Origin of the sequence: Yaniella sp. (genome assembly GCF_030453185.1) — a bacterium.
Classification (GTDB): Bacteria; Actinomycetota; Actinomycetes; order Actinomycetales; family Micrococcaceae; genus Yaniella.
Genome location: NZ_JAKDKW010000011.1, coordinates 34,346 through 50,843 on the forward strand (window position 1 = coordinate 34,346; position 16,498 = coordinate 50,843).

Annotated in this window: 14 protein-coding genes; 3 read left to right on the forward strand and 11 right to left on the reverse strand. The window is 54.7% G+C overall.

The genetic code is table 11. The annotated features are described in order from the left end of the window. Positions 1 to 2: 2 nt before the first annotated feature. The 4 genes from L0H14_RS03225 to L0H14_RS03240 all read right to left on the reverse strand — a co-directional run bounded on the left by L0H14_RS03225 (position 3) and on the right by L0H14_RS03240 (position 3,057). Positions 3 to 983: an arsenic resistance protein gene (locus L0H14_RS03225; RefSeq protein WP_301416929.1), complete on the reverse strand. Its 981-nt coding sequence runs from the start codon at positions 981 to 983 to the stop codon at positions 3 to 5. An 18-nt stretch (positions 984 to 1,001) separates the two neighbouring features. Next, entirely contained in the window at positions 1,002 to 1,316 is a 315-nt protein-coding gene (locus L0H14_RS03230) for a multidrug efflux SMR transporter (RefSeq protein ID WP_301416927.1), read from the reverse strand. After that, complete coding sequence (locus L0H14_RS03235; RefSeq protein WP_301416925.1) at positions 1,313 to 1,660, reverse strand: multidrug efflux SMR transporter; 348 nt, start codon at positions 1,658 to 1,660, stop codon at positions 1,313 to 1,315. Before L0H14_RS03235 ends, L0H14_RS03230 begins: the two co-directional genes overlap by 4 nt. A 98-nt stretch (positions 1,661 to 1,758) precedes the next feature. Beyond that, positions 1,759 to 3,057 (reverse strand): MFS transporter, encoded by a 1,299-nt coding sequence (locus L0H14_RS03240; RefSeq protein WP_301421383.1) that lies wholly within the window; start codon positions 3,055 to 3,057, stop codon positions 1,759 to 1,761. Positions 3,058 to 3,207: 150 nt separating this feature from the next. On the opposite strand from L0H14_RS03240, the gene L0H14_RS03245 reads away from it, so the two are divergent. Next, a complete protein-coding gene (locus L0H14_RS03245; RefSeq protein WP_301416920.1) occupies positions 3,208 to 4,131 on the forward strand; it encodes a DNA-formamidopyrimidine glycosylase family protein in 924 nt (307 codons plus the stop codon). 2 nt (positions 4,132 to 4,133) lie between these two features. On the opposite strand, the gene L0H14_RS03250 is transcribed toward L0H14_RS03245, so the two are convergent. Next, positions 4,134 to 6,344, reverse strand: coding sequence for an efflux RND transporter permease subunit (locus tag L0H14_RS03250; RefSeq protein WP_301416918.1), 2,211 nt, complete (start codon positions 6,342 to 6,344; stop codon positions 4,134 to 4,136). A gap of 157 nt (positions 6,345 to 6,501) precedes the next feature. Between L0H14_RS03250 and L0H14_RS03255 the strand changes: the two genes are divergently transcribed. Further along, positions 6,502 to 7,080, forward strand: coding sequence for a MarR family winged helix-turn-helix transcriptional regulator (locus L0H14_RS03255; RefSeq protein WP_301416916.1), 579 nt, complete (start codon positions 6,502 to 6,504; stop codon positions 7,078 to 7,080). A 31-nt stretch (positions 7,081 to 7,111) separates the two neighbouring features. On the opposite strand, the gene L0H14_RS03260 is transcribed toward L0H14_RS03255, so the two are convergent. From L0H14_RS03260 to L0H14_RS03285, 6 genes are all read right to left on the reverse strand, one after another. Next, positions 7,112 to 8,911, reverse strand: coding sequence for an ABC-F family ATP-binding cassette domain-containing protein (locus L0H14_RS03260; RefSeq protein ID WP_301416914.1), 1,800 nt, complete (start codon positions 8,909 to 8,911; stop codon positions 7,112 to 7,114). A 73-nt stretch (positions 8,912 to 8,984) separates the two neighbouring features. After that, positions 8,985 to 9,953: a hypothetical protein gene (locus L0H14_RS03265; protein WP_301416912.1), complete on the reverse strand. Its 969-nt coding sequence runs from the start codon at positions 9,951 to 9,953 to the stop codon at positions 8,985 to 8,987. Further along, positions 9,950 to 10,846 carry a 16S rRNA (adenine(1518)-N(6)/adenine(1519)-N(6))-dimethyltransferase RsmA gene (rsmA, locus tag L0H14_RS03270; RefSeq protein ID WP_301416910.1) on the reverse strand — a complete coding sequence of 299 codons (897 nt, stop codon included), beginning with the start codon at positions 10,844 to 10,846 and terminating at the stop codon, positions 9,950 to 9,952. The genes L0H14_RS03265 and rsmA overlap by 4 nt, the downstream gene beginning before the upstream one ends. A gap of 113 nt (positions 10,847 to 10,959) precedes the next feature. Next, positions 10,960 to 11,892 carry a resuscitation-promoting factor gene (locus L0H14_RS03275; protein WP_301421384.1) on the reverse strand — a complete coding sequence of 311 codons (933 nt, stop codon included), beginning with the start codon at positions 11,890 to 11,892 and terminating at the stop codon, positions 10,960 to 10,962. Positions 11,893 to 12,055: 163 nt separating this feature from the next. Then, positions 12,056 to 13,021 carry a TatD family hydrolase gene (locus L0H14_RS03280; protein ID WP_301416906.1) on the reverse strand — a complete coding sequence of 322 codons (966 nt, stop codon included), beginning with the start codon at positions 13,019 to 13,021 and terminating at the stop codon, positions 12,056 to 12,058. A 68-nt stretch (positions 13,022 to 13,089) separates the two neighbouring features. Continuing rightward, positions 13,090 to 14,571 carry an NAD-dependent succinate-semialdehyde dehydrogenase gene (locus L0H14_RS03285; RefSeq protein WP_301416904.1) on the reverse strand — a complete coding sequence of 494 codons (1,482 nt, stop codon included), beginning with the start codon at positions 14,569 to 14,571 and terminating at the stop codon, positions 13,090 to 13,092. A 505-nt stretch (positions 14,572 to 15,076) separates the two neighbouring features. Here L0H14_RS03285 and L0H14_RS03290 point away from each other — a divergent pair. Then, the gene (locus L0H14_RS03290; RefSeq protein ID WP_301416902.1) at positions 15,077 to 16,312 is read left to right on the forward strand and encodes a ferrochelatase; all 1,236 of its coding nucleotides are present in this window, start codon (positions 15,077 to 15,079) and stop codon (positions 16,310 to 16,312) included. Positions 16,313 to 16,498: the final 186 nt, after the last annotated feature.

Consider the following 16,498-nt stretch of genomic DNA (forward strand, 5'->3'; position numbering starts at 1 on the left):
CGTCAGGCGCTGCGATCTCGAATGATGCGGGGCATAACATTGATCAACAGCACCATAATGAGCAGTTCAATGAGTGTCTGAGTTACCACCACCAGTGGCGTCAAGCTGTACTCAGCGGGTAGCGCTAGCACCAAAGGGAGGATCACCAGAGAATTTCTAGTGATCCCACTAAATACCAGCGAGCGCCGCTGGTGGATTGCTAATCTTGCTGCACGTCCAACCCAGGAGCCTAGAGGCACCATGATGCCAGCAAACAGGATATACACCGGAACGGTGAGCATCAGATCGCCAAGCTGATTACTCACACTTGCGATGTGTGCCGCTACGACGACACCGAGAGTCGCCGTCATGAGTGGCACCATCAGTGTTGACCCCGCGGCGTCGATGACCCTCATCCGTTGCCACCGTTGGGCTAGCGCCTGGGTGAGGGCAGCCAAGACCAGGGGTACGACAATGATCCAAAGAAACGCATCGACAAAAGGCCGAAATTCAATCGACGCAATAAACCCTGAACCAAGGAACAGCCAAAGATACACCGGCAGAAGCATCAGTTGCACGATCATGAGCACGGGTGCTGCGGCGAGCAAACTCTGGGAATCACCTTTCGCCAAACCTGCGAAAACAATCACGTAGTCAACGCATGGCGTCAGTAAAACACAGAGTACTCCGACAAGCACCATGTGATCCTGTGCGACGATCCTGGACACGATCCACACCACAACGGGCACAACGACGAAATTCAGCACCAAGACGGAGGACATGAACTTCCAGTCCTTGAACGCCCCGCTGAAGTCAGAGAAGGGCAGGCCTAAAAACGTTGCATAGAGCAGCAGTGCCAGCATCGGCATAATCGCGATCTCGGCGACGGGAGCAACTGCAGGCGCACTCAATCCGACAACTGCGCCAAAGCCCAACCCGAGCAGGTAGCACCATACTTGCTGGCGGTGAGCCCACTGGACCAATCTCGACAACTGATTTTTCATGGTGGGACCCTTTAGAAACTATCCAATTTCGACCAAAATGACACCCACCATAATCAAAACCAGTCCCAAAACCATTCGCGGGGTGAGTTGTTCTTTCCAGATGACCCGTGCAAGCAGTGCGATAAGTGCGACCCCCACGGCCGACCAGATGCCATATGCGATGGCGACAGGCATGCCCGCCACAAGAGTCAGCGCCAAGCAAAAGAAGGCGATGACATAAAATACTGCCATCGGAATGATCCAGAGCTTTTTCTGAAACCCTTCGGTCGCACGCAGGCTCAACGTCGCGATAACTTCAGCGACGATAGCGAATGACAGATAGAGCCAACTCATGATTCGAGCACCGCTTCTCGCCCTGGAGCTTTTTCACCGGCTTGGACGAGGTAAACGCCGACCATGATAATCACGATACCGACAATAGCGGGCAGACGAAGTGTCTCGCCAAACAGCGCTGCGCCCAAGATCGCAACCAGCGCGACCCCGGCTGCAGCCCAGATCCCGTAGGCAACACCGATTGGCATTCCCTCACCTAAAGCAAAACCCAGCAGCGTAAACGCAAGGAAGTACCCAGCAACAACACCCACAGCCCACCACGGTTGGTCGATTGCGGCGCGCAAGGCCATGGTGCCGAGCACTTCGGCAACGACCGCCCCCAGTACCAACAGCCATCGTTTCATTCTCTGGTGGACCTACTTTTCTTCGTCGCTGGGGCACACCCACTCTAGCAACCTTGCGCGGTGCATAAGCCCCTCTGATACCGGAGTTTATGACGATCTCAAGTTTTGGAAACCTCGGGGAGACCAGATCCAGCAAAGACGCCGACCAACCCGATGACGGCGAGAAATATCAGGGTCAAAAGCACGTGGAACGTCGCGAGCAATGAACTGATGCCCCCGACCACCAACAGCACGATACCCAGCGCCGTATTGGACACCGCTACATAGGTGGTACGTTGATCGCCTTCCGCCATATCAACAACATACGTTTTGCGGCCCACACGAACACCAGTGTGCAACAGAGTCAGCAAGAAATACGCCGCGATGAACATGAGGTTGGTGAACCAGTTATCGCCCAGCACATCCGGAATAGCCGCTGCAATCACCACGAGGAGCAGGATTGTCGAGGCGACACCGGCTCCAATACTCATGAGTTGTTTACTCGACCGGTCCGCCATCCGGCCAAATAAGCGACCACCGATCAGTGCTGCAATCCCCGAGGCCATAACGAATCCGCCGAGTCCGGCGAGACTATCCGCGCCGTATTGAATCGATAGGGTGACCATGAACGGCGGGCTCAGCGATGAGACCAATAATAAGCTGCGCACGGTAACAAAGTGTCGGAAAGGCTTATCGTCGCGGAGCAAACGATACATCTGCACGAATGTATTCGTGGTCTCATCTGCGTCGTGGTCCGATGTGTTGTCTTGAGCTGTTTGCCGTGGTTCACGAATTCCGATGTACACCAGAGAAACACCGACCCACAGTGCCGCCCCAATGGCCAGAAACCAGGCAAGCTGAACGTTTGAGAGCTCTTGGCCACCAAAAACTCGAATACCCAGCCCCAGGGTAATGGCGACAAAGCCAGCTGCCGTCGTTGCCAGACCGTTGAGCTGACCGCGTTCGCCTTTCGGAACGGTCCGGCCTTGAACGTCTTTGGACGAGATCGAGGAGAAGCACCTGCCCAGTGAGAAGACGAGCAGTGCGACGAGGATGCTAATACCGGCGGTGAGGCCCTCGGCCAGCGCAGCGATCAGTGCCATAGCGCCCACCGCACTTGCCTGGATCAATGCCCCGGCAATAAACACCCACTTGCGGTACCGTATTCGCAGTACCAATGGTGTGATGAACGCTTGCGGCAGCATAGACCCGGCTTCGCGGATAGGCACCAGCAGTCCGGTGAGTGCCGCGGGCACGCCGAGTGCCGCGAAAAGCCACGGAAGTACGGTTGAGGCATTGACCATTTGGTCGCCCGACGACTGCAATGCGTTGGCGGACACGATACGCATGCCATTCGACGCCACATGCGGGCGAACCTCCGAGGCCAGCTGGGCTTCGCCCTCGTGGTTCCTTTTCATCAGACTCGAGTAGAGTTTCTCTATTTTGCTCACGACCAAAGGTTAGTCTGCCACCGCTGGTTCAGCTAGGAAGCTTAGGCGAACCTACGCGAACTACAGTTGTAGCTGATCATACGATGACTCGACTGCATAATTATTTGGAGGTACGCGATGCCAGAAGGCGACTCTCTTGTGCGGCTCGCCCACCGGTTACGGCCAGTCATGCAAGGCAGAACGCTACGGCACACCGATTTTCGAGTGCCCCGGCTAGCTGCCTTGAATCTGCAAGACTGGATCGTCAATGACGTCACCACAACCGGAAAATATCTGTCGATGAGCGTCCAAGCACCAGACCATGCTCCTGTCGACCGCCCCGAACTCATTGTCCTGTCGCATTTAGGGATGGACGGTTCCTGGCAGATCGATGCACAACCATCGCACCAAACTCGATGTATTTTCACCTTGGACGACCATCAAGTCCTGGGTTTCAGCCTTGCCACGCCAGAGGTGATTCCCTCTGACATCGCACACGACAAGTTGGCCTACCTTGGGCCTGATATTTTGGATCTCGGCTGGAACGACCCGAACACAGCAGATGCCCTGCGCTCTCAAGTGATCAGAAATTTCCGACAGGCGGCTGACCAACCCATTGCCACTGCTCTTCTCGATCAGCGCCTCGTGGCAGGCATCGGCAATATCTACCGCTGCGAGGTGTTGCTACTGGCCCGTATCAGCCCGTACCGGACGATCTCCGAACTCACAGACGAACAACTCGCTGGGCTCATCGCGCTGTGCCATGACCTCATGACACTGAACATTCCACCGGTGGCAGAAGAGCAGAGCCGACGATCAACCGTCGATGTCCGTCCAGATCCAAGTGCTCCATTTGGCGTTCGGATCGCAGATGCAACTGAACGGGCTCGTGCACACGCTGACCGAAGGCGCCGTCGCGGCAACCCACCTGTGTACTGGGTGTACGGTCGACAGCGCGCCGGGTGTTTACGTTGCGGTCATCGGATACGAACCGATGCACTCGGCACTGGTCCAACAACTGAACGAAACGTTGCATGGTGCCCGAACTGTCAACGAGGTTGAAATCACGAAGCATGTTTGCCTGATTTCCGGCTGAGCTTGGAAGGCCACCATACGGTTCGGCCTATATCGTAGGTCAAAGCTGGCACTAAGAGCGAGCGGACTATAAAGGTATCGAGCAATACGCCAAAGGCCACGATAAATGCCAGCTGCACCAGGAAGAGAATCGGGATCACCGACAGTGCCGCAAACGTAGCAGCAAGCACCACTCCAGCCGAGGTGATCACACCACCGGTTACCGTCAGACCGCGCAGTACACCCTGTCGAGTGCCGTGTTTGAGGGACTCTTCTCGCACGCGGGTCATCAGGAAGATGTTGTAGTCGATACCCAAGGCAACTAGGAAGACGAAACCAAACAGCGGGACCGCCGGGTCTGCACCAGGGAAGTCAAAGACGCCGTTGAATACTAATGCCGAAACGCCCATCGCCGTACCAAACGAAATCACCGTCGTCGCGACCAGCAATATTGGCGCCAAAATCGAACGCAGCAGGATCATGAGAATACCCAGAATGACGGCCAAGATGATGGGAATAATGAGGTTCCGGTCATCAATTGAGGCGTCGATAGTATCGACGTCGGTTGCAGTGACACCGCCTACCATGGAGCTGGGGGCTGCTTCGTCGAGATCAGTACGAAGTTCACGAACTGTTTCTGCCGCAGTCTGAGAGTCCGCGGCCGCTGTAAGCGTCGCCTGCATCAGGACATGTTCGTTGACCACCGTGGGTTCTGGTTCAGGCGTGCCCGGAGGACCAAAGGCTTCAATACCGTCCTCGGTTACCGGCGCCGTGCCACTTGGTGAGTCTTCCGCAGTAATCGAGACTTCTTCAATTTCTGTGTGAGCAAGCAGCACATTGGCTACTGTTTCACGTTCGTCTTCCGCTGCGATGACCTGGACTGGGCTTCCCGAACCTCCTGGGAAGTGTTCACCAAGCACCTCTTGTCCATCGCGCGCGTCAGATTGACCGAGCACGAGTTCTGATTGTGCAACCCCGTCTGCCTTCAGTTGAGTTGCTCCTGCAGCACCGACTAGCAGAATCAGCGTGGTCACAATCCAAATAGTTCGCGGACGTTTTTTGACCTTACGAGCGACGCCGGGCCAAAGTCCTTCGCCCGGAATGCCATGTTCGGCAACGACAATCTCGGGTTCGTATTTCACCCGTTTTGGCCAGAACGCACCACGCCCGAAGGCGAAGAGGATGGCGGGCAATAGCGTCAGCGCGGACAACATTGCAAAGACAATACCAATGGAGGCAATCGGGCCAAGCGTACTGTTGGATTTCAGATCGCTCAACAACAGCATCAACAAGCCAGCAATCACCGTGCTGCCCGACGCAAGAATGGGTTCGATCGAGCCTTTCACAGCACGCAAGGTTGCAGTCCACTTATCTGGGGTAGACCGCAGTTCTTCACGGTACCGGGCCACCAGCAACAGCGAATAGTCTGTCGCTGCACCGATCACCAGAATAAATAAAATACCCTGTGTCTGCCCGCTGAGCAGGACGACTTCCCATTTGGCCAGCCACCAGACCGTCAAGAGAGCCGCACATAATGCGAAGAGGCTGGTTGATAACACGGCAATTGGCAAAAGGAACGACCGATAAACGACGATCAAGATAATAAAAACCGCAGCCAAAGCTACGGCCAACAGCAACCCATCAATGCCGGCAAATGCTGCCGTGAGGTCCGCAGTAAATCCTGCAGGGCCGGTTACATAGACGCTGAGCTCGTCCGGCACACTGGAGTCGAGTTCGTCACCAACCTGTGCGACAACATCACCAGTGTCGGCCTCAGAGTTAATCGGCACAAACGCTTGTACTGCCAAGCCATCATCCGAGGGTACTGCCGGAGAAACCTCATCATCAACACCCTGAATATCTGGCAGGGTTTCTAAGATCTGGGAGATCTCTTCCAACTGGTCATCGGTAATTTCAGTTTCACTGGCAAAGACTGTGACCGCTGGGAGGCTATCGGATTCAGTGAATTCACCCTGGAGCTCTTGCACCTGCGTCGCATCAGCGGACTCTGGCAGGAACGTCGTCGGATCATTTGAAGAGACTTCGTTGACCTTGCCAAAGTATGGTCCGCCAATACCCGCTGCAGTGAGCCATACCAAGATCAGCACTGCGGGAAGCAAGACGCGTAACCACTTCGGTGCTCCTGCTCGTGCAGCATCTTTTCGCACAGGAGATTTCGCGGTCGTCGATCCCTGGTTCATGATGATGTCCAATCACAAGTATTGTGTAGTGGTTAGCAGGACGCAATTATGGTGATCCGATGCAGGCTTTCGAAAATTACCACAATTAGTAACCAAGGATATACTACTAGCCAAGCTAGCTATATTGCTAATGCTGCAGAGAGGGAGAGACTTTTGTATGGTCGACATACCGGACGAATCACACAAGATGCCCTGGAACATCTATTCGGTGGATGCGTCTGACCCCGACGCCAAGCTCGTCGACCGCGAACATTACTCAACCGCAGAAATTCACCAGGTTGATGAACTCATGGCAGCATTGGCTCAGTTACGGGCGGTAGAGCAGCAGCTCTCGGATGCCTCTCAACGCTATATGCGCCTGGGACAAACCGATATGAAAGCCCTGCATTTTCTCATTGTCTGCAAAAACACGGGCACTATTCCAACTGCTGGGGCCATTGCCGCCCACCTCGAGATTTCCACTGCTTCAACAACCAAACTGTTGGACCGGCTCGAAGCAAACGGACATATTCTTCGATCCCCACACCCAAAAGATCGACGCGCATTGGCTATCTCCATAACGGACAAGACGCATGCGACTGCGGTGGAAACCATCGGGCGGCAACAAGCCAAACGCTTCAACGCTGCCGCACGACTCACGAGTCAGCAACGCGACGTCGTCACGAATTTCCTCAGGGACATGGCCAAAGAGATCACGCTTGGCGATGGTCAGTGGAACGGGCTCGAAGAACAGTAGCGCGTTGAGATCTGGAGCTAAAAACTTTCAACTAGCCAAGCTGTTCAGATAACTCCAGCCAGCGTTCCTCCAACTCATCTACTTCGGATTCGATGTTTCCAAGTTCTGCCCCCAGCTTTTGCATTCCTTCGTAGTCGCTTTGATCGTGCGCCGCCAACTGCTGTTGCACGCGATCAATTTGTTCACCGTGTTTTTCAAGTTTGCGTTCGATTGCTGATACTTCTTTTTGGGCTGCCCTGCGCTCTGCACCGTTCAGTGCGCTAGCATCCTGGGATTTCTTCTCTGTCTCGGAAGGAGCTTGCATCGGCTGAGCACCTTGCGAGTGCCCCTGGTGTTGTGCCAACCGAAGGTACTCGTCGACGCCGCCAGGAACGTGGCGTAACTTGCCACCCAAAATGGCATATTGCTGGTCCGTGACACGCTCCAGCAAGTAACGGTCGTGTGAAACGACGATCAGTGTGCCAGGCCAGGAATCAAGCAGATCTTCCATGGCAGTCAGCATATCGGAATCCACATCGTTCGTCGGCTCGTCAAGCACGATCACGTTCGGTTCACTCAGGAGAAGCAGCAATAACTGCAGTCGACGTTTCTGACCACCAGACAGTTCGCTCACCCTGGACGAAAGGTGTTCCCGGCGGAACCGGAGACGTTCCAAAAGTTGGGCCGGGGTATGGTCTTTGCCGTCAATATTAAACGTTGTTTTCGTATTCGCCAGGACTTCACGAACACGGTCGGCCCCAATTTTTTCCAGTTGGGAGAATTGTTGGTCCAGCATACCGATCCGAACCGTCTTACCGTGCTTAACACGACCCTCGGTCGGTTCGACATCTCCCGTCACCAGACCAAGCAGTGTGGATTTTCCTGCACCGTTGGCTCCGAGAATGCCGGTCCGCTCCCCCGGGCCAAGACGCCATGTGATATTACGCAACACTTTGCGCTCCCCGAAGCTCACGCTGACATTCTCAATATCGACGACGTCTTTGCCCAGGCGGGATACCGCAAGGCGTTTGAGTTCGATGGCATCCCGTACCGGTGGAACATCTTCGATCAGCTGGTTTGCTGCATCAACGCGGAATTTTGGCTTGGAGGTTCTGGCCGGGGCACCACGGCGCAACCAGGCCAGTTCTTTACGTAGGATATTTTGGCGTTTGGCTTCACTGGCTGCTGCCATGCGGTCACGTTCGACACGTTGCAAGACATACGCTGCATAGCCACCTTCGAAGGGGTCGACGATACCATCGTGAACTTCCCAAGTCTGGTTACAGACCTCATCCAAGAACCACCTATCGTGAGTGATCACCAACAGACCGCCGGCATTGTGTGCCCATCGCCGTTTCACATGCTCGGCCAACCAGGAGATGCCTTCGACGTCCAGGTGGTTCGTTGGTTCATCAAGGGCCAGAATATCCCAATCACCGATCAGCAACTTAGCTAGCCCGACGCGACGACGTTGGCCACCGGATAGAGAACCTACCGGAGCATCCCATTCGAGGTCTGCGACGAGGCCACGAATCACGTCCCGGATTTTCGCATCCCCGGCCCACTCGTGCTCGGCCAGATCACCGACAACCGCCTGGCCCACAGGCAAGGCTGGGTCGAGGGTATCGGCCTGGTCGAGCATGCCAATCGTCGTATCGCTGCGAACGGTAACCTGACCCCAGTCAGGTTCGAGACGCCCAGTCAGCAGTTTCATCAGCGTGGACTTGCCATCACCGTTGCGTCCTACGATGCCGATGCGATCTCCTGCGGAGACTCCCATCGTGACCGATTCGAGCACTTTTTGGGTGGGATATTCAAAGTGAAGGGCTTCTGCCCCTAAAAGATGAGCCATAACGTGAACCATGTTAGTTCACCGGCTGCACAACAGCTCGCGCATTCGTTGAGAGCACGACTGAGCCTCGTCTTTAGAGCAGGTGTGCGCCGGCGACTGGACCAGATTCTGCAACGGCCGAGATCTCCATACGCTGTTCGAAACGTTCAGCCAACTCGGTGGCGGCACTGATGCTTTCAGCGAGAAATACCAGTGAGGGTCCACGATCAATAGTTTGGGCGGCCAGCGCGCCTTCACCCATGCCGGCGGTCAGCCAGTCATTGTGCTCTGGCAAGATGCTGACCAGCGCGGGTTGGAAATCGTTGTGCATCATCAGCGCCAGTTGGCTAGCATCTCCGCGCGCTACAGACTGGACGAGTTCTGGATCGAACTCTAGTTGACTGCGATCCGGTACGTCATTTTTCGCCTGCCGGAGCATATGTACTTGTTGAAACATCTCGGCTTCATCCAAATCTGCTGCCGCAGGTACAAGCACCATGGCAACTTCTGAATGGACTAACACCGGTGTCACTAGCCCCTCGGTCGCATCGACATGAGTGATGACGGCTCCCCCGGTAATAGATTCGGCAACACCGTCGCCAACCCGTTGGGCAATGCGCCCTAGCTCTTCACGCGCAATGGAGGCATCCCAGAGCCCAGCCAACGCGACTAACACGGCGGCAGCTGCTGCGGCAGTTCCACCCAAATGGGTCTCGAACGGTATGTGCTTTTGGATTGTAATGTCGAGTCCGGATGCAGCCTTGGACCGGCTTAAATGCTGTCGCAGTTCATCAACCGCACGAAATATATACACCAAGTCACCATGCGGGACGTCTGCATAATCGATGAGCGTCTGGGCCGCATCCTCGAAGCTGACGAGCACCTCTTGATCCTCGCGCATCCGAATGGTCGCGATGTCGTAACGCGAGACTGCCAATTTCAAGCTGAGCACAGCTGGGTCCTGAAAGTCGTTGGGTTCCCCAACTTGGTTCGTCACCGACACCATAGCCGGAGCTTGCGCTGTGACGGCCGATTGTTCGTCGTATTCAAGTTGTGCGCTCATTGTGCTTCCCTTTGCTGTTTGTGCTCGGCAATCCGGGCGAAGTCTTCTACCGCAAGGACTTCCCCGCGTGCTTTAGGATCGACGTCGGCAGCTACCAATATTTCCTCGGCTGCAGCACCTGACCCAGCCCATTTACTCAAGGCTGCACGAAGTGTTTTGCGGCGCTGAGCAAATGCTGTGTCGATGACTTCAAAGACTTGTTTACGGGTAGCCGTGGTAACCGGAGGCTGACGTGCGGTGAAATGCACGAGGCCGGAGGTTATTCGTGGTGCTGGCCAAAACACTTTCGTCCCCACGCTTCCTGCTGAGGTCGCTTCGGCATACCAGGCCATCTTCACGGACGGTACGCCGTAAATTTTGGAGCCCGGCCCTGCAACGATGCGTTCTGCTACTTCTTGTTGCACCATGATCAGACCGTGTTGAATACTTGGGAGTTCCGCCAGAATGTGCAGCATGACCGGTACAGCCACGTTATACGGCAGGTTTGCCACAATGGCACTTGGAGGACCATCAGCGCTCGCAGGCATTGACTCTATGATTTCGTCGTGACTGATTCGCAAAGCGTCCGCCTCGACCACGGAAAGTCGTTCCACACTATCCGGACGCCACTGCTCAATGGTGGTCGCCAAACGGTTGGCCACCGGTGGGTCAATTTCAATCGCGGTCACTGCCTGTGCTGCATCCAGAATGCCCAGGGTTAGTGATCCGAGGCCCGGCCCAATTTCTAGGACATGTTCGGTTGTCTCAAGGTTTGCGGCACCAACGATCCGTCGGATCGTGTTGGGGTCGATCACATAGTTTTGACCCAACGTTTTCGTTGGTCGCAAGTCGAGGATATCGGCAAGTTGGCGGATATCGGAGGCAGATAAGAGAGCAGGATGTTGTGAAGTCACGGTGCCATCTTAGTCTGTGCCCAGCTCAACCGGTGAGTTAAACACCTCGGTCCGGAATCTCACGTGGAGATTCCGGACCGAATACATTTTCAGCTTATGAAACTATGTGGTGTTTAGCGCAGTCCCATTGCAGAAGTACATGCTGGCCACTGGCCCCAGCCTGCTTGTGATTGCAGTTTGGAAGCGACGGCGATCTGCTGTTCGCGGGTTGCCTTATCGGCGGTCGGTGCGTACTGATCGCCTCCCATGGAGTTCCAAGTGGTCGGGTTGAACTGCAGACCACCGTGGTAACCGTTCCCGGTGTTGGTTGACCAGTTTCCACCGGATTCGCACTCGGCTAGTCGGTCCCATACTGAACCATTAGCTACAGAAGGTGCGGAGCTACCGCTGCTGCTGCTCGACGAGGAATCTTCCTCTTCTTCCTTCGTGCCGCGGAGGACAACAGCGTCGGTTGGTTCCTCAGTAACTTCGCGGCTGGTTTCAGTTTTGTCAACTTCTTCGCCATTTTCTGTCGTGACCTCGTAGGTCACGCTGGCTACACCGTTTATACCTTTGGTATCGGTTTTAGTTTTGCCCTTTTCGAGAGAATCGTCGTTTTCATACGTGGTTTCGTATTCGACGGGGTCTTCTTCGGTAACTTCAGTCTTTTCAACGACGGTCACTGCAATAGCGGTTGACGAGTTGATGTTCTGATCAGGCTTCGGGGAAACTTTGTCGTCGCCATCTACTGACACATTGGCATTGTCCAGGACGTCCTGAACGGTTTTACCAGTGGTGACAACTTCTTTCGTATCCTTGCCCACAGTGATTTCCATCAGTTGAGGTACCTGGATTTGATCAGCACTGAGCGGTGTAATCGATGAAACACGCTCAATGTCGAGTGGCTGATCTTCGGTTGGTTGTTCTACGTTCTCGGCGTCGGCGGTGACTGGCTTATCGGCACTGGCCTGAGTGACAACGAATGCTGCAAGGCCGCCTACGACCATGACTAGGGCTGCAATCTGCGCAACGATCTTCGTCAGTGTGCCGCTGAAAATGCTTGACATATAGAAAAATCCATAAGGTTCGGGGTTCCGACGCGGCACTAAACGCCTACTCGTCGATGACAATACGCACGACTATAACGGAAAGATAACAATCATTACAAATCAGTAACGCGTATTTGTTGACCAAACCCGGTGAGCAACGCCCCCTCAAGCATAATCGCTACTAGTCAGCATCGAATTTTCCATATACCAGCTGCGTATTATCAAAGATAACGGAACCGAGATTTTCGACGCTCTGACCTCGTGTCTCAGCGAGCTGGTAGAGGGTGTGCGGCACAAGGTAAGGCGCGTTCGGACGACCCCGGTATGGATGTGGTGTGAGGAACGGCGAGTCTGTTTCCACCAGGAGCAGTTCCTCGCGCATTTGCTGGGCAGCAGCACGAGATGCAGTGCTATTTTTGAACGTGACCACCCCAGAAAATGATGCATACCACCCGTGTTCATTCAGGATTTTCGCCATCTCCTCGTCGCCCGAATAGGAGTGAAAAACCACGTATTCGGGCAGTTCATCCATAGATAACAAAGTGGCCACAACGTCATCGTGCGCTTCTCTATCGTGAATTTGCAGCGCTAGTCCAAGCTCTACCGCCATCTCAATATGGCGTTTGAAAGCATATTTTTGGATATCCCAGTTCTCTTCCCCCCCGGTCCGGTAATAGTCCAAACCCGTTTCGCCGATGCAGACAACCCGCGGATGATCGGCTAACTGACGAATGGTCTCAATGGCCTCGTCCAGTTGGTTGCTTTCAGCAAGGTGCACTGTGTCATTTGGGTGGATGGCCAGCGCCCCTCGTAAGCGGGGTTCTTGTTCGAGAGCTTCGAGGGTGTACCGAGCCGATTCAAGATCAGTCGCAACCTGCACAGCACCGACGACGTTAACCCCCGCCGCAGCGTCCATGGCTTCCGTTGGCGTGACCTGGACGAGGCCGTCACGAAAATCCAAGTGTGCGTGATTATCAATCACAGGCACCGGCGAGCGTTCCGGAACGGGCGGATATACCAATTTACGTTTCCTACCGCTGTACTCTTCAGTCCTCGATCGAACCTGAGCGCCCTTGCCGACGGGCTGCTCATCTTTTGGCAGGTACTGTTCTGGTGTTTGATGCTGTGGTTGTTCTGTGGTGGACATGTATCCAGCTTAACCAGGACTGCCCCGCCGAGTTCAACGTCTCGACGGGGCAGTAATACTTGATGAACTTATTTAACGTTGTGCGGGTTTGGCATACCGATGTACTGGACTGAGGTGTATTCCGCAATACCTTCGGCGCCACCTTCGCGGCCCATACCGGATTGCTTGACGCCGCCAAATGGTGCGGCAGCGTTGGAGATTACCCCGGCGTTGAATCCGATGAGGCCGAATTCAATCTGGTCTGCAACACGCAGTGCACGGTTGTGATCTTCTGTGTAAAGGTATGCCGCGAGACCGTATTCAGAGGCATTAGCCAGACGAATGGCATGTGCTTCATCCTTGAACTGCACGACCGGCGCAACCGGGCCAAAAATTTCCTGGCTCAGAATTGGCGAGTTTTCCAGCACGGACAGAACGGTTGGCTCGTAGAAGTAGCCATCGCCTTCAACTTTGTTACCGCCGGCGAGCACTTCAGCGCCTGCATCAACGGCTTCGGTGACTAGGCTGTGGACGTCGTCACGGGCTTTTCCATCGATGATGGGCCCAACGGTGGTGTCAGCTTCGGTACCGCGTCCGACCTTACGTGCACGCATAGCCTCAGCAAATTTAGTGTTGAATTCTTCGGCAACATCTTCGTGCACCAGAATGCGGTTTGTGGCGGTGCAGGCTTCACCCATGTTACGCATCTTGGAATCCATGGCGCCCTGTACTGCAGCGTCCATATCGGCATCATCAAACACGATGAATGGTGCGTTCCCACCTAATTCCATGGACGTACGCAGCACGTTTTCGGAGGCATCGGCCAGAAGACGACGTCCTACCGGAGTGGAGCCGGTGAACGAAACTTTGCGCAAACGACGATCCTTCATCAGTGGACCAGAAATGGCTGACGCCGATGAACCAGATACGACGTTGAGTACACCAGCCGGCAGGCCGGCATCCATCATGGTCTGGGCGAAGTACTGCGAAGTCAGCGGGGTCAGCTGCGCTGGTTTGAGGACCATCGTGGTGCCGGCCGCAACAGCCGGCGCAACTTTACGAGTTGCCATGGCCAGTGGGAAGTTCCACGGGGTGATCAGCAGTGATGGGCCGACGGGCTTGTGACGCACGATCATGGTCAGGTTGCCTTCTGGTGTGGAGCCGAACCGACCGTAGTGACGGACGGTTTCTTCAGAGAACCAGCGGAGGAACTCGCTACCGTAGGTGACCTCACCGCGAGCCTCGGCCAATGGCTTACCCATTTCCAAGGTCATCAACAGGGCAAAATCTTCGGTACGTTCCTGTACAAGGTCGAAGGCGCGACGCAAGATTTCGGCACGCTCACGTGGAGCGGTCAGGGCCCATTCGGCTTGCGCTTCATCAGCTGCTGTCAGAGCTTTGAGGGCATCTTCGGAGTTGCCGTCTTGGATCTGCAGCAGTTCTTGACCAGTGGCTGGGTCATAGACGGGCAGGGTCTTGCCAGACGAGGCGTCTACCCATTCACCGTTAATAAGGAGACCGGTGGGAACGCGTTCAAGCAGTTCTTTTTCTTGTTGTGCAGTGACAGTCAAGGATACCTTCTTTCGATCTGTCTGGCGGACGCAGAAGTCGTCATGCACGCCAGGTTTCTACAGTGCAACTCGTCATTCAATCTAACATGCAGGTGTTCTGACGAATAGCTATCGAGCCCATAATTGCGGCTATAGAAGTTCGTCATAGTCCTCATTCACAACTGGCATCACTGGTATCTGGTGAAGTGTCCTGTCCAGCTACGCATTTCTGAACATCCGTTCGATGCTTGCACCCATCAGCTAGTGTGTTGCGAAACTGTCGTTATCCAGACTGTACTGCCACTACGGTGATCATGATGTTGTTCACCTTCTGCTGGGAGCGTCCGGAATTCCACGACCCAAATGGCCTCGACTGAGCGGCGATGGCTAGAATAAAGGGCGAACAGGCGAATCGGACTGTTGATCCAATATCACCTCAACTTGCTGACACCTTGAAAACTTTCAGACTAACCACGGCAGATGGTCTGCCCAAATCATCAAGATGCCCAACTCTCAGGAGGCTCGCGTGACCGAATGGTCCAAACCTCACCCTTCATCCCGCGTTGTTGTACAGGCTGGCGCTCGTGTGCCAGCGGCAACCTCGGAAGCTCAGACCGGCAATCACTGGGTTGAAGTTCCCACCGAGTTCGATGCCATTATGCTCTCGTCATACGGTGGCCCCAATGGCCAGGACGACGTCATCCCGTTCCTTCGGAACGTCACTTTAGGACGCAATATCCCTGACGAACGACTCGAAGAAGTTGCCGTCCATTACCGTGAGGCCGGCGGTGTTAGCCCGATCAACGAACAGAACCTCGCGCTCAAGGCGTCGATCGAAGAGGAGCTGAAACGTCGCAACATCGATCTGCCGGTGTACTTTGGTAACCGCAACTGGGATCCCTACTTCACCGAAGCTATTTCCAGAGCTCATGAAGAAAACAAGGTCGAAGGTCGTCCGACGAAAATTTTTGCTCTAGTCACTTCCGCCTATTCAGCATATTCTTCTGACCGTCAGTACCGTGAAGACTTCGCCGATGCGCTCGAAGCACTGGATCTTTGGGACGACGTTCAAATTGACACTTCCCGTCATTTCTTCGATCACCCGGGTTTTGTAAATCCGTTTATCGAGGGGACTCGGGAGGCTATTGCGGAGCTCGTCAAAGAAAACGTAGACCTCGATTTGAACAAGGACGTCGAGGTCCTGTTCTCTGCACACTCGATTCCAATCAAGGATAACGCTCTGTCGGGAGATCCTGATGAGCACGACTACGGGGAAGTCGGGGCTTATAAAGCCCAGCACCTCGCACTCGGTGGCCTGGTCATGGATGCCGTCAAAGAACAATTTGGCACCGATGTCCCCTGGAAACTCGTATATCAGTCCGAGTCCGGCCCGGCCCACATTCCGTGGCTCGAGCCAGACATCAACGATTACCTGGAAGATATCTCTTCGACCCGCAAAGCAGTCGTCGTCGTTCCGGCAACTTTCCTTTCAGATCACATGGAAGTCTGGTGGGATTTGGATATTGAAGCCAAAGAAACCGCAGCCGAACAAGGCCTAGGCTACAAGCGAGTTTCCACTCCGGGCGTCCATCCCGATTTTGTGGCCGCAATGGTCGATCTCGTGGAAGAACGCCTGAATGGAACTCCTGCTTCCCAGCGGAAAGCGCTGACCAAATACGGACCCGGCTATGACGTTCGCCGCGCTGGCTCCAGCCAGGGCTCCGGACCACTGCGTGCTGCCACAGGCGGCCTGCTGCCGTAAGGTGAAAATGAATTCCCCGTAGTGCGTGAATAACTCCCCAGCAGTTGGACCGAGAAATCGGCAACCACGGTCTGGGGAGTTTTTCATTTACATTGGCTATGTCGGGCTGACTCACAATGGGTGTACTGGAATCTACACCTCAGCATTTTTGTTGAATTATAAAGTAATTTCGATTTTCTTATCGTG